We start from the raw sequence: 15,023 nt of genomic DNA, 5'->3' as shown, positions 1-15,023 counted from the left end.
GTCGGGGCGCGCCGACGGAGTCAGCCGGTGAAGACGACGATGGGGATGAGGATTCCCATGAAGGTGAAGAACAGTCCGTGCGAGGCCAACCGGATCGCCATGACCACGCTGCCCACCACCGCGAGTCGGTAGGCGGCCAGCTGGGCGCCGGCCTTGCGCTGTGAGCTTGCGGCGATGCGCCCGAGATAGAGCAGCCCCACACCCAGGAGTACGGCGAACCACCAGCTCAGCGCGAGTCCGCCGGGAATCAGTTCCAGGAGTCCGGTGGCGAGGTCGCCCAGGGCCGCGATCGGCGGGCTGTCCTTGATCGCCTGGAAGACCGCCTGGAGCTCCTGCACCCATTCCTGATCGCTGTACACGCCGTCGCCGCGCAGCTGCCATAGCCACAGGCCGAGGCCGTCCAGGATGCCGAGGTAGGCGGCCGGACGGGCGAACCTGCGGCAGCTCCCCGCGTTCATCGCGCGCTTGACCTGCGCCATCCCGCGTTCGGCCCGCCGTACGTCACGCTGCCGCTCACGCTCCGCCCGGGCGGCCTTGCGGGGGTCGGCGCTGCCGTGCCGGTCCCATGGGGAGTGCGGTGTCCCCGGACCGTGCCCCTCCACGGCCTCGGCCACCCGGTCGCGGGCGCTTCTCCATCCGCCGGTGGCGATCGTGGTGAGCCGTGTCCAGCGGTCGTTCCAGCGCGCCCTGCTCTCGACCCGTTCGCGTTCCCGGCGTACCGCGCCGGCCTGCACGGCGCTCGGGAGCAGCAGCACGGCGGTGACCACGGCCGCGTTCGTCGCGGTCTCGCCTTTGGCGCCGCGCAGTGCCGTGGTGCGTTGTTCGCTCCACCACTCGGTGCGCGGCGCGTCGCTGCGCCGGCCCGGCTGCCAGGACTGGGCCCGAAGCAGTCGGCGGTAGCGGGTGGTGGACTCCTCGGGGGCCAGGACCAGTTCGGTCGCGTGGGCCCAGGCGGCTTCCCAGTCGTGTTCCTCGGGGCGCGAGGAGCCCGCGGTGCGGGCCAACCGGTCCACGGTCGCCCGGGTCTGGCGCATGATCAGCGGGACCTCGTGCTGGGCCCGCTCCAACAGGACGCACCGGTTGGTGCTCTCGGCGCGGCATCGCGCGTGCCCGCACCAGTGCCGCGCGGCCAATCCGAGTGCGCCCAGTTCGACGGCCTCGCGCAACGTGGAGTGGCGGCTGCCCTCGCCCACGGCCAGCGCGAGCACGCCCTCGGCGCTGATCTCGTGGCCGCGATAGCGCGGGGTCATGCCGGGGACGAACTGGGCGGCCAGCGCGCTGATCGCCAGGTGGGCGCGCTCGGGGTGGTCGGCCAGTTGGTCGAGGTGGGCGCGGTCGAAGGTGTAGTCGCGCACTTCGCGGTCCAGCCAGGTGCGCAGTACCTGGTGGTGGGTGCGCAGCCAGACGGCGCCCTTGTCGGAGCGGTCCAGCAGGTCGAACGCGAGACTGGGCGGGTCGTCGTGGGACACCTCGGCGAACTTCAGCGGGGCGTGCCTGCGTGCCTTGACGACGCTGGGGCGCTCGCCGAGCAGCCAATCGCGCACCTGGGCGTCGCCCCAGCGCGCTTCGGGAACCGGCGTGAGCAGCCCACGGGCCAGCAGCCGCCAGTGCTCGTCGGCGATTGCCGAGACGTCGATCTCGGTGGTGCGCGCGGTGAGCCAGTTCTCCCCGCGTTCGGGGCGGCGTCCGGTGAGGAGTTCGTGCACCATGATGCCCAGCGACCACCAGGCCGCCGGGGCCTCGCGGCGGCCCTCGACGACTTCCGGAGCGGCGTAGGCCTCGGTGATGGCCTGCTCGCCGTAGACCCGGCTCATGGTCGCGCGCACCGCGCCGCCGAAGTCGGTGAGGGCGAACACCGGGGGGTCGAGACTGCGGATCAGCAGGTTCTCGGGCTTGACGTCGGTGTGGTTGTGCTGAAGGGATTCCTGCCAGTGGCGCAGGCAGTCGGCCACGGCCGCGACGATGGCGCGGGACCGGTCGTCGGGGAGCGGGGCGCCGTCCATGAGGGTGCGCATGGACCCCTCGGGGAAGTACTCCTGGGCCTCCCAGGCGATTTCCTCCCCCCAGGCGCTGCGGGCCCTGCCGTAGCCGTGGATGGCGGGGGTGTGGGGGTCGGGGGAGCGTCGGGCGCGCAGCCGTTCGAGCAGGTCGCGGTTGACGTCGTGGCCCGGGCGGTACAGCTTCAGCGCCAGTTGCCGCCCCTCTTCCCCTTTGGCCGAGGGTTCGGCGAGATAGACGACCGCTTCGCCGCCGGAGCCGATGTAGCCCTGGACGTCGTAGGTCCGGCGAAGTTCCGCGGGGATCGCGTACTCCAGTTCGCCGGCCGGCCCTTGGACGACCCGTCGCGTCAGTCGGCCGATCAACTCCAGCAGTGGTGCGAAGAGCCGTTGCCACCAGGTGGTGTCCCCGTTCTTGGCGGGACCGCCAAGGTTTCGGGTGGGTTCGGGGCGTACGACGGTCCGCGTCTGATCGATGCCCTCGGCCGGGGTGCCCGGCCGGAGGAAGGCCGTCGCCCGCCGGGTACGGTCGGCGTCGGGCGGGAGCCGCGTGGTGGGCGGGGCGGGGGCGATCTTGCGGGTGTGCTGCGCGTCGGGGTCGAGGGGGTCGGGAGCAGCCATCGTCGAGGGGCGCCTTCAGTTGCCGGTTGGACCAAAGTTCTGGGTCTGGTCTTTTCAGAGTAGGTGAGAGAACGGAGTCGTGGCCGATGGCGGCTCCCGGTTGTTTCCCCTAGGGGCTCCCTTGTCGATTACGTCACAGGTCGCTACATTGGCCCAGTGGCTAGGCCAATGTCTGGTCGATCCCGCCTGTAACCGGCCGGGGTGAGGTCGAGAGGGAGGGTGCACGTGGTTGAGGAAGGCGGGCCACTGGCCGGTATCGTGGTTCTGGACCTGTCCAGGGCACTGGCCGGGCCGCATGCGGCCATGATGCTGGGCGACCTGGGTGCACGGGTCATCAAGGTGGAGCAGCCGGGAACCGGCGACGACACCCGCGGTTGGGGGCCACCGTTCGTCGGTCCCGACGACGCCCCCGTCAGTACCTACTTCCTGTCGTGCAACCGCAACAAGGAATCAATCGAACTCGACCTCAAGTCCGAGGACGGACAGGTCCAATTGACCCGGCTGGTACGGGCCAGCGACGTACTGGTGGAGAACTTCCGTCCGGGAGTGCTGGACCGGCTCGGTTTCTCCATGGAGCGCCTGCACGAGCTCAACCCCCGACTCGTGGTCTGCTCCATCAGCGGATTCGGCCACGACGGCCCCGAAGGCGGGCGTGCCGGATACGACCAGATCGCCCAGGGGGAGGCCGGCCTGATGAGCGTCACCGGCCCCTCCGCCGCCGAACCGACCAAGGTCGGTGTGCCGATCGGTGACCTCCTGGCCGGGATGCACGGCGCATACGGGACCCTCAGCGCTCTCTACGAGCGCGAACACACCGGAAAGGGTCGGGTGGTACGCACGTCGCTGCTCGCCTCCATCGTGGGGGTGCACGCCTTCCAGGGCACCCGGTGGACGGTCGCGGGCCAGGTCCCCGAGCCGATCGGCAACCACCACCCCTCCATCTCGCCCTACGGGGCCTTCGCCTGCGGCTCAGAGATGGTGCAGGTCGCCGTCGCCAGCGAGGCGCAGTGGGCCAAGTTCGCTTCCGTGCTGGGCCTGGACCCCAAGGACCCCCGCTTCGCCCGCAACGCCGACCGGGTCGCCAACCGCGCCGCGCTGACCGCCCTCATCGAGGAGGTGCTGGCCACCGGATCCCGTGACGAGTGGCTCGCGCGGATCGGCGCGATCGGCATCCCCTGCGGTGCGATCCGCACCATCGACCAGGTCTACGAATGGGATCAGACGCGTTCGCAGGGGCTGGTGGTGGGGGTGGAGCACCCGGTGCTGGGCCCGATCGAACTTCCCGGTCCGCCCATCCGCTTCGACGCACACCCCGGAGAGGGCGCGGCCGGGCGCGCCACCCATCTTCCCCCGCCCGGGCTGGGCGAGCACAACGACAGCGTCCGCGCCTGGTTGGACGGTCTGGGGACCGGCTCCTGACCGGACGCGCCGGCGGGGCCGTCACCCCGTCGGCGCATCGGGTGCTTCAGTGCCCGCCGTCCGCGCCCCGAGGGGGCAGGCCCAGTCGGGAGCAGGCCTGCTCGTAGAGGCCGACCACCTCGGTTCGGATCTGCGCGCGCTCGGTGATGGGTTCCGACCAGGGGATCTGCACGGTGGTCTCATCGCCGTCAACGGTCCCGGCATACACGCCGACCGTGCCGTCCAGGCCGGTCATCCGTGCTGCCGTCGCGTCGGGCAGTCCGCCCAGGGCGCGCACGATGAGGAGGGTGTCCTCGGGGTGGTCGTCGTTCATGTGCGCGATGACGGCGCGCACGACCTCGGGTGCGAACGGGTTGGCCGACAACGTGGTCCCTTCGGAGGCGGGCGGACAGAGCGAGGGGGCCGTCGGCGCGCGCCGACGGCCCCCAACGTTATCGCCGTACCTGCCCGACCATCCGTGGCAGGGGCGGCCGGCGGATCGGTCAGCCCTCCTGGAGGGTGAACTCCGCGTCGATCTCGATCTTGATCTTGTCGCCCACGACCACGCCGCCGCCGTCCATGGGCATCTCGATGTCCACGCCGAACTCCTTGCGGCTGATCTCGGTCACGGCGTGGAAGCCGGCGCGCTGGAGGCCGTAGGGGTCGAGGGTCGAGCCGTTGAACTCCAGGACCAGCTCGACGGGGTTGGTGATGCCCTTGATGGTGAGGTCGCCGGTCAGGACGAATTCCTCACCCTTCTGTGCGACACCGGTCGAGGCGAAGGTGAACTCCGGGTAGGTCTCGACCTGGAAGAAGTCGGCGGAGCGGATGTGCTCGTCGCGCTGGGGCTGGCCGGTGTTGATGGAGGTGGCGTCGATGGTCGCGGTCGCCGAGGCCTGGGCGGGGTCCTCGGGGACGGTGAGGGTGGCGTCGAACTTCTCGAACCGGCCGCGCACCTTGCTGACCATCATGTGCCGCACCGAGAAGCCGATCTCGGAGTGGGCGGCGTCGATCTTCCAGATTCCCGGCTTCAGCTGCTTCTCGGCCATGGTGTCCCCCTGTTGGTGGTTTGACGTGTGCTGTTCGAGGGGTCGGACCGAAAGCGGCCACAATGTCCCCGAAAGAATCTTGCTGGGAAGAGAGTTTAGCCTGAGATCGAGAAAGCGCAAGTACGATTGCCCTCATGAGCACGGTCAATTGGCTGGATGTCGAGGAGCAGCAAACATGGCGCAACTTTCTCGTCGTCAACTCCCTTCTCCAGGAACGCCTCGATCGAGACCTGCAACGCCGTGACAAGCTGACGCTGGTCGAGTACGGAATCCTCGTCCACCTCGCCGAAGCCGAGGGCCAGCGCCTGCGGATGCGCGTGCTCGCCGACAGCGTCATCGTCTCCAAGAGCCGCCTGTCGCACCAGGTGGCGCGCCTGGAACGCGACGGTTACGTGCGTCGTGAGAACTGCGCGGAGGACCGCAGGGGTTCTTGGGCAGTGCTCACCGACGAGGGCGGCGCTGCCCTGCGCCAGGCCGCCCCCGGACACGTGGCGACCGTCCGCACGAGCCTCTTCGACCAGCTCAGCCCGGAGCAGGTCGCCTCACTCGGCGAGATCATGGGCTCGCTCGCCGCCAGCCTGCGCGCCGGAGCCTGACCCCTCACCCGTCCCCGTCCCGTGGGCCGCGGCGCATCGCCCACGGGACGGGGACGGGTTCGACCGCGATGCCCGCAGCGGAACAAGTAGAGTCACCTTTCGTGACGGGACCACGCATTATCGGCGCGCAGCACTTCCGCGATGACGACGGGAGCGCCGACCCCGCTGTGCGCACACGCCTTGACGACTATGCCCAGGGGGCGGTGGGGGAGCGCCAGGTACTGGCCGCGCTGGGAGCCTCCCGCCTCCTCATCCCGGTGGTCGCCGCGGCCACCGAGGTCGGGGAAGGTGCCCACGGCCTCACCGTGGACAAAAAGAGCGAGGTCGCCATGCCCGTCCTCGTCGGCAAGGACGGCCGTCGGGGCGTACTCGCCTTCACCTCGGTGGACTCCGTCCGACGCTGGCGGGAGGACGCCCGCCCGCTTCCCTTCACCGCGATGGACGCCTGTCGCGCGGCCCTCGACGACGGTGCCGACGCGCTCGTCGTCAACATCGCCGGCCCGGTCACCTACGCCGTCCAGGGCCGTTTCCTCACCAGTCTCGCCGAGCACGGAACGGTTCCCGAGCCCAAGGAGGACCCGCAGGTCCTCGCGCTCATCTACCGCATCACCCACACCGAGTTCGGCATCGAACGGGTGCGCATCCACGACTCCGAGCGTGCCGACATCGGGGTCCGCCTCGAACTCGACGTCCGCGACGACGAGTCGATCCGCCGCGTCGCCGAACGCCTGGCCACCGAACTCGCACCGGTCCTGCCCGGGGGAGTGGAGCTGAGCGCGGTCGTCCGCGCCCGCCGCGACTACCCCGGGTCCCGCCCCGCCTCCTAATCCTGATCGTCCATGGCCACCCACACCGATGTGCTCGCCGCCCTCGACGCGGAGACCGACGCCCTTCTCGACGCGCTCGCCCGGATCACGCCGACCGAGTACCGGCGCGCGACACGCTGCGCCCCCTGGGACGTGGCCGCGCTCGCTGTACACACCGTCGGTGCGTTGGACAGGGTCGTGGTGGTGCTGGAGGCGGCGCCCCCTCCACCGGGTGCCCGGACCGGCGCAGCCGGGTACTACCGCCCTGACGTCCGTTTCTCCGCGGAGGTCAACGCTGATCGGGTGGAGAGCGCGATGGCCGCGGCCGAGCGCGCCGATCCCGCGCTGATCGCCGCGGCCGGTGCGCGCCTCCGGGCACGGTTGCGGCCCCTGCTCCGTGCGGCCCCCGGCGACCGGATGGTGCGTACACGCCACGGGGACGCGATGACGCTCACCGACTTCCTCGTCACCCGGGTCCTGGAGATCCTCGTGCACGGCCTGGACCTCGCCGACGCGCTCGGGCGCCGGCCGTGGGCCACCGGCCCCGGGGTGGAACTCGTCGGTGGACTGTTCGCCGAGACCGCCGACCGCTCGGCACTGGAGGGCACCGGGCTCACCGGTCTGGCGTTCGTGCGCGCGGCCACCGGTCGGGCGCTGCCCGGCCAGGCGGGCCGTTCGGCGCTGGCCGGGACCGGGGTCCGCGACCTGGCGCTGGGCTGACCGTCCACAGTCGCCGCGGTCTGGGCGGGGAGAGCGTCGGCCGGGCGAATAGAGTTTCGCCATGCCCTCCCTCCCCGACATCCTCGTCGTGCTCGGCCTCGCCGTGCTGGGCGGCGCGCTCGCGCTCCCCGTCGGTCGGGTGGTTCCGCTGTTCCAGCGCTACGAACCCGATCCGGCCGACGACTCCCCTCCGCCCCCGGCCACCTACCCGGGATCGGGGACGCCCGTGGCCTGGCGGCGCTGGTCCCCGTTGCCGTGGCGGCTGGTTGCCACCGGCCGAGGCCCGGACGGCGAGCGGGTCGGTGCGCCCAGCACCGTCGTGGTCACCACGGCCGTCGCCTTCGCGGTACTCGGCGTGCGCGCCCCCGACTGGTCGGCCGTCGAGCTCGTCGCCTTCTGCTTCCTCGCGTTGTGGGGCGCGGTGCTGGCGGTCATCGACACGCGCACCCATCGTCTCCCCAACCCGTTGGTCCTGCCGGCCTACCCCATCGCCCTGGCCCTGCTCGCCCTGGCCGCGGTCACCACGCCCGGCGGTCCCGGTCACGCCGTCAACGCGCTGATCGGTATGGCGGCGCTGAGTGCCTGCTACTGGCTGCTGTGGTTCATCTACCCGGCCGGTATGGGGTGGGGCGACGTCAAACTCTCCGGTCTGCTCGGCCTCTACCTGGGGTGGGGCGGGCTCGGCGCGGTCTTCAGCGGGACCTTCGCCGCCTTCCTGCTCTCGGCCTCCGTGGGCCTCGTCCTCATCGCGCTGGGCCGAGCAGGGCGCAAGACCCCCATTCCCTTCGGGCCCTTCATGATCGCCGGAGCCCTCGCCGTCGCCGTGCTCGGCGACCCCCTGCCCTGGTTCACCACGTGAGACCGATGTCAGCCCCGAGACCAGGACATGGAAAGATCGAGGGCATGTTGCGTTGGCTGACCGCTGGAGAGTCCCACGGACCGGCACTCGTCGCGATTTTGGAGGGCCTCCCGGCCGGTGTGTCCGTCTGTTCAGACGACATCGCCGCCGCGCTGCTCCGCCGCCGCGCCGGGTACGGCCGGGGCGCCCGCATGAAATTCGAACAGGACCAGGTCTCCGTCATCGGAGGCATCAGGCACGGCCGCACCCAGGGCGGCCCCGTGGCAATCGAGGTCGGCAACACCGAGTGGCCCAAATGGGAACAGGTCATGTCCCCTGACCCGGTGCCCGCCGAGGTGCTCGACGGGATCGCGCGCAACGCGCCGCTGACCCGTCCGCGCCCCGGACACGCCGACCTCGTGGGCATGCAGAAGTACGGCCACGACGAGGCCCGTCCCATCCTGGAGCGCGCGAGCGCCCGGGAGACGGCCGCCCGGGTCGCCATCGGCGAGGTCGCGCGCTGCTTCCTGCGCCAGGCGCTGGGAGTGGAGGTGCTCAGCCACGTCGTCTCCATGGGGGAGGTGGACGTCCCCGACGGTTCCCCGCTGCCCGGCCCCGACGACCTCGCCCGCGTGGACGCCGATCCGGTCCGCTGCTTCGACGCCGAGACCAGCGTCCGCATGATCGCCGAGGTCAACGACACCAAGAAGACCGGCGACACCCTCGGCGGCGTCGTCGAGGTCCTGGCCTACGGCTTGCCGCCGGGCCTGGGCAGCCATGTGCACTGGGACCGCCGCCTCGACGCACGCCTCGCCGGTGCGCTCATGGGCATCCAGGCGATCAAGGGCGTGGAGGTCGGCGACGGCTTCCGCACCGCCGCACGACGCGGCTCCGCAGCCCACGACGAGATCGAGCCCGGCCCCGACGGAGTGCGCCGCCGTACCAACCGCGCAGGTGGTGTCGAGGGCGGGATGAGCACCGGTGACGCCCTGCGGGTGCGCGCCGCGATGAAGCCGATCGCGACCGTGCCCCGTGCGCTGGACACCATCGACGTGGTCACCGGCGAGGCGACCCAGGCCCACCACCAGCGCAGCGACGTGACGGCCGTTCCCGCGGCCGGGGTCGTCGCGGAGGCGATGGTCGCGCTGGTCCTAGCCGAGGCCGCCATCGAGAAGTTCGGCGGCGACTCGGTACCCGAGACCGCCCGTAACTTGCGCGGCTACCTGGACTCGCTGGAAATCAGGTAGTCGGGCGCATCGGTGCCGGGCCCGGCGCCCGGTACGGTGCAGGGCCCACCCACACGATGGGGGCGGGGCAGGGGAACGCGCTTGCGCCCCTGCCGGCAGACGCAGTGAACGAGAAGGAGATTTCCCGATGGGCAGACCACGCGCGGTCCTGATCGGTTCGCCCGGCGCGGGCAAGACCACCGTCGGCCAGGCGCTGGCCGAGCGGCTCGGCGTGGCGTTCACCGACACCGACATCGAGATCGAGGCCCGTGCGGGCAAGCCCATCGGCGACATCTTCATCGAGGACGGGGAACCGGCCTTTCGTGCACTGGAGCGCGCAGCCGTCGTCGAGGCCCTGCGCACCGGAACCGGCATCGTCGCGCTGGGGGGTGGCGCCGTCCTCGACGCCGCCACCCGGACCGACCTCGTCGGCCACCACGTCGTCTACCTTCAGGTGGAGTTCACCGACGCCGCCAAGCGGGTCGGCCTGAACCAGGCCCGGCCGCTTTTGACGGGCAACCCGCGGGCCAGGCTCAAATCCCTGCTGGAGGAGCGGTTGCCCGTCTACGAGGGCCTCGCCGTGCACACGGTTCCCACCAGCGGCTACCACCCCGATGAGGTCGTCAACCACATCGTGGAGACCCTGGTGGGCGTCGATGGCTGAGCCGGGAACCGATCAGGTACACCCGAGCGGAGTAGGAGAGTCGGTGCACGCGCGATGACCGCCACCCGGATCGCTGTCGGAGGCTCCTCCGCCCCCTACGACGTCGTCGTGGGCAGTGGCGTCCTCGGGGAGCTGCCCGGCCTGGTGGGCGAGGCCGCCCGCCGGGTCGCCGTTGTCCACCCCGAGTCGCTGGACCCCGTCGCCCGCCCGGTGTGCGCGGCGCTCGCCTCCGCCGGTTACGAGGTCCATCCGCTGCCCGTGCCCGACGGCGAGGCCGCCAAGGACGCCACGGTGCTGGCCGGGCTGTGGGCGAGCCTGGGCAAGGCCGCCTTCACCCGGACCGACGTCGTCGTGGGCGTGGGCGGCGGGGCCACCACCGACCTCGCCGGCTTCCTTGCCGCCAGCTGGTTGCGCGGCGTGCGCGCCGTCCTGGTCCCCACCACCCTGCTGGCGATGGTCAACGCGGCGGTCGGGGGCAAGACCGGTATCAACACCGCCGAGGGAAAGAACCTCGTCGGTGCCTTCCACCCGCCGGCCGGTGTGCTGTGCGACCTGGGCACGCTGCCTTCGCTGCCCCGCGCCGACTACATCGGCGGACTCGCCGAGATCGTCAAGGCCGGGTTCATCGCCGACCCGGTCATCCTGGACCTGGTCGAAGCCGACCCCGAAGGGGCGGTCCGTCCCGAGGGGCGCCACACCCGCACGCTCATCGAACGCGCCATCGCGGTCAAGGCCGACGTCGTCTCCGCCGATCTGCGCGAGGACGGTCAGCGCGAGATCCTCAACTACGGCCACACGCTGGGCCATGCGATCGAACGCGCCGAGAACTACACCTTCCGGCACGGCTACGCCGTCTCCATCGGCATGGCCTTCGCGGCCGAACTCGCCCGTCTGGACGGTCGCATCGACGACGCCACCGCGCGGCGGCACGCCGAGATCCTCACGTCGGTGGGGCTGCCCGTGCACTACCCGGCAGAGGCGTGGCCCGGGCTGCGCGACACCATGCGGGTGGACAAGAAGACCCGGGGCGCCACTCTGAGGTTCGTCGTCCTGAACGGCCTGGCCAAGCCCGCGATTCTGGCCGCCCCGGACCCCGACCTGCTGGACGGCGCCTACCGGGCGGTGAGCGGCACCGCATCCAACACCCACTAGACTCCTTCTAGTGAGCAGTTCCGGTCATCGGCCAGGGGCCGGCCCGGTTTCGCGGAGCGAGACGGGCGCGCCGGAACCTCGATGCTCTTGTCCGCGTGCGCCGCGGTGCCCAGAGGGCCCAGGCCCGCCGGGGCATGTTTGATCAACGACTTTTCGCCTGACGGCTGGGAGAGACGACCGAAGTGGCTACCACGAACGACCTGAAAAATGGCATCACCCTGAGGCTCGACGGCGGAGAGCTCTGGAGCGTGGTGGAATTTCAGCACGTCAAGCCGGGCAAGGGCGGTGCGTTCGTGCGCACCAAGCTGAAGAACATCACTTCCGGCAAGGTCGTCAACAAGACCTTCAACGCCGGTATCAAGGTGGAGATCGCCAACGTCAACCGCCGCGAGATGCAGTACCTCTACGCCGACGGCGAGTCCTACGTCTTCATGGACACCGACACCTACGATCAGCTCTTCATTTCGCGCGAGGTCGTCGGCAAGAACGCCGACTACCTGCTGGAGAGCGCAACCGCGGTCGTCGCCATCAACGAGGGCAACCCGCTCTACATCGAGCTGCCCGCCTCCGTCGAGCTCACCATCTCCCAGACCGATCCCGGCCTGCAGGGCGACCGCTCCACCGGCGGTACCAAGCCCGCGACCCTGGAAACCGGCGCCGTCATCCAGGTGCCGCTGTTCATCAGCACCGGCGAGAAGGTCAAGGTCAACACCCGTTCCGGCGACTACCTCGGCCGCGTCAACTAATGAGTGGAGCACGACGCAAGGCGCGCCGCCGCGCCGTGGAAGTACTCTACGAAGCCGAACTCCGCGGGGTCACCGTGGAGCGGGTGATCCAGCGGCGGCGTTCCCAGCCCGAGCCTCCGATCAACGAGTTCACCGAGCAGCTCGCCGCGGCGGTGGACCACCGCCGCGGTCGCATCGACGAGCTGCTCGACACCTACGCCATCGGCTGGACGCTGGAGCGTATGCCGGTGGTCAACCGCAACATCCTGCGGATGGGTGCCTACGAGCTGCTGTGGGCAGAGGACATCCCCGACGGGGTCGCGATCGCCGAGGCGGTCGCGGTTGCCAAGGAACTCTCCACCGACGAATCCCCGACCTTCATCAACGGTCTGCTCTCCCGGCTGATGGAGAACAAGCCGTCGCTCACGCTTTAGCGTCACCCCGCGCAAGGGCGCGCGGTCAGGAAAGGACTCGCTCGTGACAGACAGAGCCGGCGCCGCATTCCCCACCACAGGATCCCACCGCGCAGCCAGCCTGGCGCGTACCGCAGTGGTGTGGGAAGTACTCGACGCCGAACTGTCTGCCGCGAGCGCGCGGGCAGGTGGCCCGTTGGAGATCGTGGACGCGGGCGGTGGCACGGGCGGCTCCGCGGTTCCTTTGGCGAAACTCGGCCACCAGGTGACCGTCGTGGAGCCCAGTCCGGACTCCCTGGCCGCGTTGGAGCGCCGCGCCGCCGAAGCGGGCGTGCGGGTGCGCGCCATCCAGGGGGAGACCCGGGACCTGGCCGACCTCCTGCCCGAGGGGCGCGCCCACCTGGTCCTGATGCACAACGTCCTGGAGTACGTCGAGGACCCCGCTGCCGCGCTGCGCGACGTGGTGTCGGTGACCAGGCCGGAGGGTGCGGTCAGTCTGGTCGCGGCCAACGCCGTGGCGGCGGTCTTGCACCGGGCCCTGGCCGGTCACCTCGACGACGCCCTGCACCTCCTTGAGTCCACCGACGGGCGCTGGGGGACCGCCGATCCGATGCCGCGCCGCTTCACCGCCGAACGACTCGTCGCCCTCGCCCACGAGGCAGGGCTGGTCGATGTCCGGCTGCGCGGGGTCCGGGTACTGGCCGACCTCCTCCCCGGGCGGGTCTTCGAGGATGCCCAGACTCCTGAAGCCCTGATGGCTCTGGAGCGCGCGGCCTCCGACCACCCCGGTCTCTCCGGTATCGCCACCCAGCTGCACCTGCTGGCCCGGCGTCCCGCATAGCTCCACGAACGGCGGACCCAGATGAGTCGGCGCCAACTCGAACGCGGCAGGGCCGTGCGCGGCATGGTGACCGAGCAGGGGATCGTCCCGCTGGACAGCGGCGTTCCCGATGACGACGACTGTTCGATCCTGCACATCGACATGGACGCCTTCTTCACCGGGGTCGAGCAGCTGCGTCACCCCGAGACCGAGGGCCGTCCGGTCATCGTCGGCGGTACCGGTCCGCGCGGAGTGGTCTCGGCGGCCAACTACCAGGCCAGGGAGTACGGAGTCCACTCCGCGATGCCCATGTCACGTGCGCTTCGGCTGTGCCGGGACGCCGTGGTGTTCCCCCCGGACGGTGCCGCCTACCGCAGGGTTTCGGCGGCGGTCATGGACATCCTGCGTTCGGTCACTCCCGAGATCGAGCCCCTGTCGGTGGACGAGGCGTTCCTCGACGTGGCCGGAGCCCGGCGCAGGCTCGGCGGTCCGGTGCGCGTGGCCGAACTCATCCGTTCCAGAGTCCGCGCGGAGCAGGGCCTGACCTGTTCGGTGGGGGTCGCGGCGACCAAGTTCGTCGCCAAGCTCGCCTCCACCCGTTGCAAACCCGACGGACTGCTGTTGATTCCCACCGCGCATGTCACCGCCTTTGTGCACCCGCTGCCGGTCGGTGCGCTGTGGGGGGTCGGGGAGAAGACCGAGCAGACCCTCAAACGCCTGGGACTGCGCACGGTGGGAGACGTCGCGCGTACCCCGCCCGAGATGTTGCGCCACGAACTCGGCCAGGCGCTCGGCACCCACCTGGCGGAGCTGTCGTGGGGACGCGACCCCCGCCCGGTCAGCCCCCAGAGCGTGGACAAGAGCATCGGTGCCGAGGAGACCTTCGATACCGACGTCTTCGACACCGAGGTCATCCACCGCGAACTGCTGAGACTGGTCGAGAAGGTGGCGCGCCGCCTGCGGGAGAGCCGACAGGTGGGCCGCACGGTGGTGGTCAAACTGCGCCGCGGCGACTTCAGCACCATCACCCGCTCGCGCACGCTCACCGAACACACCGATGTCGCCAGGGAAGTGTTCGCGGCGGCCCGTGAACTCTACGCAGCCTCCGGACTGCACGGGGTACCACTGAGACTCGTGGGAGTACGGGTCGAAGGACTGGAAGCACAAGAGCGGGTGCACCGCCAGCTCGCGTTCGATGAGCCCGACAGTGACTGGCGAGCCGCTGAGCAGGTCATGGACGCCGTGGCCCGGAAGTTCGGGGCCAACATGATCGGTCCGGCCGTCCTTGCGGCTCGGGAGGAAGACAAAGGATGATCCGGCAACTTTGCCGCCTCGCGGCACGTTCTACTCAGGGGGGACACCCCCGGCCGTACAGCGATTCCCCTGATCTGGGGGAGAAAGAGGGATGTGGGAACCCGTGAAACCGACAGAGGTCGAGGGTAATGTGACTCATGTGGGTCACCTACGCGCACATCTTTTCTTTTCACCGGGCGCTAAGTCCCCGTATTCTGGGCATATCACTGGCCATCAGACCGTTGTTCAGTACCCGTCGCCCCAACCGGGGACTGTTTTTGGGAGGCGTCGTGCCGCTCTCTGAACACGAGCAGCGCATGCTCGAACAGATCGAGCGGGCGCTGTATGCCGAGGACCCGAAGTTCGCGAACACCGTTCGTCAGACGAACCCGCAGGTCCACTACAAGCGCCGGATCATCAAAGCATCGATCGGCTTCGTGCTGGGCATCTTTTTGCTCCTCGGCGGTTTGATCACCGCCTCGGAGCAGCCGTGGACCGTCGGTGTCAGCATCGTGGGCTTCATCGTCATGCTGGCGTCGGTGCTCTGGGGTCTCTCCGGGCTTCGCGGTGCCGCAGGCGGGACGTCCGGGGCCGAGGGCGAGCAGGCGGCCCAGCCCAAGCAGCGTCGGCAACAGCGCCCTGGAATGATGAACCGCTTCGAGGAGCGCTGGCGTCGCCGGCAAGAGGGCGAGTAACAGCGCTCCT

16 protein-coding genes are annotated in these 15,023 nt (G+C 70.3%); 13 read left to right on the top strand and 3 right to left on the bottom strand.

Annotation, left to right across the window (positions count from 1 at the left end; genetic code table 11):
* Positions 1–20 precede the first annotated feature (20 nt).
* Positions 21–2,618 carry a protein kinase domain-containing protein gene (locus tag AC0VYP_RS16255; RefSeq protein WP_475470529.1) on the bottom strand — a complete coding sequence of 866 codons (2,598 nt, stop codon included), beginning with the start codon at positions 2,616–2,618 and terminating at the stop codon, positions 21–23.
* Between the two features lie 225 nt (positions 2,619–2,843).
* Between AC0VYP_RS16255 and AC0VYP_RS16250 the strand changes: the two genes are divergently transcribed.
* Positions 2,844–4,037, top strand: coding sequence for a CaiB/BaiF CoA transferase family protein (locus AC0VYP_RS16250; protein WP_475470527.1), 1,194 nt, complete (start codon positions 2,844–2,846; stop codon positions 4,035–4,037).
* 46 nt (positions 4,038–4,083) lie between these two features.
* Here the strand turns inward: AC0VYP_RS16250 and AC0VYP_RS16245 are convergent, their stop codons facing one another.
* Both AC0VYP_RS16245 and AC0VYP_RS16240 read right to left on the bottom strand, forming a co-directional pair.
* On the bottom strand, positions 4,084–4,401 hold the full coding sequence (locus AC0VYP_RS16245) for a DUF2470 domain-containing protein (protein WP_285756869.1): 318 nt from the start codon (positions 4,399–4,401) through the stop codon (positions 4,084–4,086).
* Between the two features lie 118 nt (positions 4,402–4,519).
* Positions 4,520–5,065 carry a YceI family protein gene (locus AC0VYP_RS16240; protein ID WP_475470524.1) on the bottom strand — a complete coding sequence of 182 codons (546 nt, stop codon included), beginning with the start codon at positions 5,063–5,065 and terminating at the stop codon, positions 4,520–4,522.
* A 134-nt stretch (positions 5,066–5,199) separates the two neighbouring features.
* Here AC0VYP_RS16240 and AC0VYP_RS16235 point away from each other — a divergent pair, with 134 nt between their 5' ends.
* The 12 genes from AC0VYP_RS16235 (at position 5,200) to AC0VYP_RS16180 (ending at position 15,013) form a co-directional block, all read left to right on the top strand.
* Entirely contained in the window at positions 5,200–5,661 is a 462-nt protein-coding gene (locus AC0VYP_RS16235; protein WP_285756867.1) for a MarR family winged helix-turn-helix transcriptional regulator, read from the top strand.
* Between the two features lie 101 nt (positions 5,662–5,762).
* Positions 5,763–6,488 carry an SseB family protein gene (locus tag AC0VYP_RS16230; protein ID WP_475470523.1) on the top strand — a complete coding sequence of 242 codons (726 nt, stop codon included), beginning with the start codon at positions 5,763–5,765 and terminating at the stop codon, positions 6,486–6,488.
* Positions 6,489–6,500: 12 nt separating this feature from the next.
* Positions 6,501–7,187, top strand: a complete 687-nt coding sequence (locus AC0VYP_RS16225) for a maleylpyruvate isomerase family mycothiol-dependent enzyme (protein WP_475470522.1) — start codon at positions 6,501–6,503, stop codon at positions 7,185–7,187.
* A gap of 61 nt (positions 7,188–7,248) precedes the next feature.
* Positions 7,249–8,046 carry a prepilin peptidase gene (locus tag AC0VYP_RS16220; RefSeq protein ID WP_475470521.1) on the top strand — a complete coding sequence of 266 codons (798 nt, stop codon included), beginning with the start codon at positions 7,249–7,251 and terminating at the stop codon, positions 8,044–8,046.
* A 44-nt stretch (positions 8,047–8,090) separates the two neighbouring features.
* Positions 8,091–9,272 carry a chorismate synthase gene (gene aroC, locus AC0VYP_RS16215; protein ID WP_475470520.1) on the top strand — a complete coding sequence of 394 codons (1,182 nt, stop codon included), beginning with the start codon at positions 8,091–8,093 and terminating at the stop codon, positions 9,270–9,272.
* Positions 9,273–9,399: 127 nt separating this feature from the next.
* Positions 9,400–9,915: a shikimate kinase gene (locus AC0VYP_RS16210; RefSeq protein ID WP_475470519.1), complete on the top strand. Its 516-nt coding sequence runs from the start codon at positions 9,400–9,402 to the stop codon at positions 9,913–9,915.
* Between the two features lie 54 nt (positions 9,916–9,969).
* Positions 9,970–11,067: a 3-dehydroquinate synthase gene (gene aroB, locus AC0VYP_RS16205; RefSeq protein ID WP_475470517.1), complete on the top strand. Its 1,098-nt coding sequence runs from the start codon at positions 9,970–9,972 to the stop codon at positions 11,065–11,067.
* Between the two features lie 182 nt (positions 11,068–11,249).
* Entirely contained in the window at positions 11,250–11,813 is a 564-nt protein-coding gene (efp, locus tag AC0VYP_RS16200; RefSeq protein WP_475470515.1) for an elongation factor P, read from the top strand.
* A complete protein-coding gene (gene nusB / locus AC0VYP_RS16195) occupies positions 11,813–12,226 on the top strand; it encodes a transcription antitermination factor NusB (protein WP_475470514.1) in 414 nt (137 codons plus the stop codon). The genes efp and nusB overlap by 1 nt, the downstream gene beginning before the upstream one ends.
* A gap of 43 nt (positions 12,227–12,269) precedes the next feature.
* Positions 12,270–13,046 carry a methyltransferase domain-containing protein gene (locus tag AC0VYP_RS16190; protein ID WP_285756858.1) on the top strand — a complete coding sequence of 259 codons (777 nt, stop codon included), beginning with the start codon at positions 12,270–12,272 and terminating at the stop codon, positions 13,044–13,046.
* Positions 13,047–13,067: 21 nt separating this feature from the next.
* Positions 13,068–14,339 carry a DNA polymerase IV gene (locus tag AC0VYP_RS16185; RefSeq protein WP_475470512.1) on the top strand — a complete coding sequence of 424 codons (1,272 nt, stop codon included), beginning with the start codon at positions 13,068–13,070 and terminating at the stop codon, positions 14,337–14,339.
* 269 nt (positions 14,340–14,608) lie between these two features.
* A complete protein-coding gene (locus tag AC0VYP_RS16180; protein WP_285756856.1) occupies positions 14,609–15,013 on the top strand; it encodes a DUF3040 domain-containing protein in 405 nt (134 codons plus the stop codon).
* The last annotated feature ends 10 nt before the right edge of the window (positions 15,014–15,023 follow it).

The organism is Nocardiopsis sp. iso_186, from assembly GCF_056173365.1.
The sequence above is the reverse complement of the archived record's forward strand: the minus strand, read 5'-3'. Positions and strand labels throughout refer to the sequence as shown.